The organism is Rhodococcus sp. EPR-134, assembly GCF_001647205.1.
Taxonomy (GTDB): Bacteria; Actinomycetota; Actinomycetes; order Mycobacteriales; family Mycobacteriaceae; genus Rhodococcus_F; species Rhodococcus_F qingshengii.
Window position 1 is genome coordinate 1 of sequence record NZ_LVCT01000800.1, and the last position, 4855, is coordinate 4855.

Consider the following 4855-nt stretch of genomic DNA (forward strand, 5'->3'; position numbering starts at 1 on the left):
GGTGATCGCTCCGACCAGCCCGCCGATCAGGTATTCGCGATTGTCCTCGGCGAACTGCATGCTCGCCTGACGCCCGACATTTCGCTTCCGGAAGTGCGGGACCACCTCGGAGGCGAACAATTCGTAGCTGCGTTTGGTGTCCTCCCAGCTCGCCATGTCGACGTGAAGGATCAAGAACGTGCCGAACCCTCCCGTCTTCTCGATCAGACGCTCGATCTGTGCGATCGCATCTTCGGGGGTACCGATGATCGCCTGACCGAACTCGCCGAGCGTGTCGTTTCGCCACTGATCGATGATTCCGGCAGGTGTATCTGCCCAGGCCGGGTTCTGGCCGGTCTGTCGATTCACGTAAGAAGCCATCGATCCGATCCGCCGGCTCACGGCGCGCTCGGCCTCGGCTCGGGTCTCGGCGATGAACATCGGATTGACCACACGCCACGTCGCTCGGTCGGCGCGGTGGCCGTGTTCGGCCGAGACCTTCTCGTACACATCCCAGTTGCGATCCAGTGCGTCGAAGCCGCTGGGTGAACTCGCCGCCAATGAGAGCAGGGAGAGGCCGTTCTTGCCTGCGAGCACCGAACCGTTGGGGGAAATCGTGGACGCTGTCACTGTCTCGATGCCGTCCGCGCGGTAGGTGGGCAGCTGTGCGCGTGCGTCACGCAACGTGAACCAGTCGGTTTCCATGTTGACGACCTCGCCGCGAAGCAACGCGAGAATGGCCTCGAGCGCTTCGCCCTGGCGACGACGCTGGTCCGACGGGTTGATGCCCATCATGTGTGCATCGAGGGGGATCTTGCCCGGGCCGGTGCCGAAGATGAGCCGTCCGCGGGTCTGCAGATCGAGCTGAGTGATGCGGTCGGCCGTGATCAACGGGTGGTGATAGGGCAGAGACGTCACGCCTGTGCCGAACTGGATGCGCTCGGTTCGCTCTGCGGCGGCCGCGATGAACATGTCCGGGGCAGGCACGATCTCGGCGCCGGTCGAATGATGCTCACCCATCCACGCTTCTTCGAATCCGAGGTGGTCCAGGTGTGTCATGAGGTCGATATCGCGTCTGAGTTGCAGGGCGGGATCGGCGTCGAGCGGGTGGTACGGGGCGAGGAAGGCTCCGAAGCGGATGGACGATGCGGACCACACGATGACAACTCCTGTCGACAGGGGAGTGATTTGGATCACTCGCTCTGATCGAGATGTCTAACATGGATCAACTGATCCAATAAGTTGAGCCTCCCGCACAGTGGGAGATTTGTAATCACCTGTAGTTCAACGTTATCTGGTGCAATGACGTCGGATATCGTTGTTGCAAGTCGATCGACTGAACCAAGTACATTCCGAAGGAGTATTGAAGAGGTATGCAACTGGACGTCACAATCACCCCCGACTCCTCGACCGTCGAACTGAACAGTGTCGACGACTTCACCAGTCTCTCGGTCGTCGTTGGCGGCGACGATCGATCCGAGACTCTGAGTCGGGTACTGGAACCGTGGGGGGAACTCGAGGGGGATCACGTCTGGCTCGACATCGGCCACTTGGAGCAAGCCGTCGCTGCCCGGATCGGAAACACCGAGTGGAGACAGAAGTTCTCCGCGATGGTGGTCTACGCACGCGCCCACGGCTGGGTGGATCGCGACAACAGGGTGCGAGCACACCGTGAATCACTCTGACTCCGCGTTCGCCACGGTTGAGACGTTTGTCGAGCCCGTGCGAAGCTCGTTCGTATGACCGACTCCCGGCAGAACCGTCAAGGCGACGCGACGCGTCTGCGTTTGCTCAAAACTGCTGAACGGCTTTTCGCGACAGAGGGATTGGATGCAGTTTCGCTGCGCTCGGTCAACGCCGCGGCCGGTCTCGGGCCGTCATCGGTCCACTACCATTTCGGAACCAAGGACGATCTGGTCGCAGCGGTGCTGTTGGACATGGGAACGTCGGTGCGAGATCAGATCAGCGCGAACGTCGACGCCCTCTCCGCCGACAAGACGCCGCCGACGGTCGAGGCGCTGGTACGGGCCGTCACTGCGCCCTACAAGGCATTGCTCCTTCGCCATCGCACGCGGGGAATGCGATGGATCAGAATCGTCACGCAGATCTCGCAGCCGCAGATGTCACGACCGGGCCATCCAGCCCTCGAGGCGACCGAGCTGCACCTGCGTGAACATCTTCTCGACCAGGTCCGTCGTACTTTTCCTGCTACCGATCCCGAACGGCTCGAGACTCGCTGGGCGATTGCCTTGATGGGCTTCCTCCAGGCGTTGAGCCGGGCGGACGATTGGAGCGGAAGTGGCAAGCCGCTCGCGCCGGAGCGGCTTGCCGACTTCTACGAGGACCAGGTCGTCTTTCTGGTGGGTGGTGTGCGGCAGTTATTGGGGTGAGCGCCTAATCGATGCGTCTCCTATTTCTGCGCGACCACTGACTTCCGCATTTCCATTACATGAGTAATAGCTTCGGAAATTCCGGACCGGTAACCGATATTCTTTTCGGAATCACCCGGAGTGGAATCAAGCTCCGATTCGAGTCTCGTTTGAATGCGGTCCAGGGTATGGATTGTTCTTTTCACGATGGTTGATTCTCTTTCTGCGGTAAATCCGATAGAAGTATTCCGGATTGCCGAGCGTGTTCGTCGAGGACGCAGAGTGAAGCGAGGGTCATGCCCGCTGCGTACCCGCGCGAGCGTGCGTCAGTTCCTCGATTACGTGACTTGAACAGGTTGAACGTTTCGTGCAGGTGCACGAGGGTGTCGGTGGAGGCAGGCATTGGTCAGCTTCGCAATCAGCTCGTCTTCTCTGGACTTTGCTGTCAGCTCCGCTTCCGCTTACGGATGAACTCGGAAGACTCCGCAGTTTTCGCCCGCTTCTCCGCGCGGCGTTCCTTGATCGACTGGGCGGGTTTCTTCATGTTCTTACCCGGCGCCTTGTCAGCCATTGTCGCTCCTCATTTTTCGAAGTGGCAATCACAAACTGACCTCGACCATACTTCATTTACAGAAAAAAGCCAGTTGCTTCTTTTTTGCTACTTTTTTCCGGAGTCGACGGGGCTGACGGAAGTAATTCGGTGCAACGTGAAACGGCGAACCGCGCCGCTCGCGGGGTCGAAGGCGTCCAGCTGTCCGCCGCCCACGCTGACGGGGTCGACGATGCGATGCGTCGCGACCCCCTGGGCGTCGACGTAGCCGATGTTGACGCTCGAATTGTCTCGGGCCGCCGTGGCCAGCAAGGCGATGGTGGCGGCGTTGTTCTCCCGTGAACCGTCCGTTCGCACTCCGCCGCGGCCGGGGGCGGAAGCACGGTCTCCGGCCCGCATCGTGCGGACCAACGACGCCAGCTGATCCGCCGACGGGCTCGCCGGCATCCTCGACGCCGGTCGGCTGCGACGGTTGGGTACACGTGCCCCGCGTGGGCGGAGATCGACCAACGTGCCCGAGGAGTCCTCACCTGCCGGCGCGAATCCGGCGGCTCGCAGCTCGGTCAGGACTTCGCGGAGAGGGGCCTGCGAAATCGCGACGGTGGGAGCCAAGGCGCGCAGTGCCAACGGCTCGGCCACTGCGGATGCGAGGACCTCCGCCAGCAGTGACGCGTCCTCACATCGAATGAACGACGCCGCCACTCCGGCACGCAGTCGTCCGTGTCGACGGGCGACATCGTCGATCAGATACGAAAGTGATTGGGGGACAGGAGTCTTCGATTTCGAAGCGAACATCGCATGCAGTTCGGTGGCCGTCAGACCGGCGTCGAGCGCACGACGCACGCTGTCCTCGCTGATGCGGTACATGGACGCCGATCCGGCCGACTCGATGTCTGCGACCAGGCTCACCTGCTCGAGCAGGTCCGGTACCAGCGGGCCGGGCGCAACCAGAGTCAGATCCGCCTGGACCAGGATGTAGTCGATGGGCTCGGGTAGCGCGGACTGCATTTCGGCTTCGGCGTCCCCGCCGTGCAGCAAGGCTCGTCCAGGTGACGACAACGCGCCGCGGGCCACCAGCCCGAGAGCAGCGGCCTCGTCCAGAGTCCGCTCGATCGCGAACGTCCGCAGGCGCCCGCTCCATCGCGGGCGTCGCCACGCCAGCAGCCGACTTACCTCGACGGCCGACGCGGTCTGGCCGCTGTCGAGTTCGGAGAGCAGCCCCAGAATGGCCTGACGATCTCGCGGAGCCGCCGGAGCGCGGCCCTCCTCGGACAACGCCGCGATCGGCTTGTCGGTGGAATCGCGCAGCCCGATCATCCACGGGACTCGAGGTACGTCGACCCAGGCGGACGCCAGGACCTCCCACCGTCGCGCTGTGGATGCGTTCAGCCAGCCGTCGACCGCAAGCGTGGGCGTCCAGTATTCGTCCGCGTTGTCCGAGACCGGCGCCGGGTCTGGCGTTCCACTTGCGATGAGTCCGGCTGCCGAGAGCAACTCGACAAGTAGGCTCACGCGCGCTTCGTCGAGATCGGCCGTCTTGGCCACGCGTCGTAGTTCTCGAACACCGAGCCCACCGGCTCGCAGTGCGGGGGCCGGCGCTGCGCCCAGAACAGCGATCACGTTCTCGCATTGGCGTACCAACTCGAGCGCCTCGCCGGCTGCTGCGGCGTTCACGTCCGCCGGCTTGAGTTTGTCGCCCCCGATGACAGGTGCGGTCAGCGTCGTCGGATCGAAAACCGGCTCGCCGCGGATGACCTGACGAACCGTCGCCGGAAGCTCGACGGTCTGCTCGTCGAGCCACCGCAGCAGGCCGGCCGCCAGCAGTCGTTGAACCGGGCGCTCAGGCGGCGTTCCGGGGGCAGCGTCGCGGGTGCGACCGATCGGGCTGGAGTTGGCGAGTGTCTCGAGGAGATCCCGCTCGCGGGTGTCCAGAGCGTTGAGCGCAGCCGAGATCTCG

At 63.2% G+C, this 4855-nt stretch carries 5 protein-coding genes; 2 read left to right on the top strand and 3 right to left on the bottom strand.

Annotation, left to right across the window (positions count from 1 at the left end; genetic code table 11):
* On the bottom strand, positions 1 to 1137 hold a 1137-nt coding region (locus A2J01_RS34270), incomplete at its 3' end, for an LLM class flavin-dependent oxidoreductase (RefSeq protein ID WP_064114458.1).
* Positions 1138 to 1352: 215 nt separating this feature from the next.
* On the opposite strand from A2J01_RS34270, the gene A2J01_RS34275 reads away from it, so the two are divergent.
* Together A2J01_RS34275 and A2J01_RS34280 are read left to right on the top strand one after the other, a co-directional pair.
* Positions 1353 to 1664 (top strand): hypothetical protein, encoded by a 312-nt coding sequence (locus A2J01_RS34275; RefSeq protein WP_064073975.1) that lies wholly within the window; start codon positions 1353 to 1355, stop codon positions 1662 to 1664.
* A gap of 54 nt (positions 1665 to 1718) precedes the next feature.
* Positions 1719 to 2369, top strand: a complete 651-nt coding sequence (locus A2J01_RS34280; protein WP_003940633.1) for a TetR/AcrR family transcriptional regulator — start codon at positions 1719 to 1721, stop codon at positions 2367 to 2369.
* 424 nt (positions 2370 to 2793) lie between these two features.
* On the opposite strand, the gene A2J01_RS37305 is transcribed toward A2J01_RS34280, so the two are convergent.
* Both A2J01_RS37305 and A2J01_RS34290 read right to left on the bottom strand, forming a co-directional pair.
* On the bottom strand, positions 2794 to 2919 hold the full coding sequence (locus A2J01_RS37305) for a hypothetical protein (RefSeq protein WP_007733507.1): 126 nt from the start codon (positions 2917 to 2919) through the stop codon (positions 2794 to 2796).
* 87 nt (positions 2920 to 3006) lie between these two features.
* On the bottom strand, positions 3007 to 4855 hold a 1849-nt coding region (locus tag A2J01_RS34290), incomplete at its 5' end, for a helicase-associated domain-containing protein (RefSeq protein WP_064114457.1).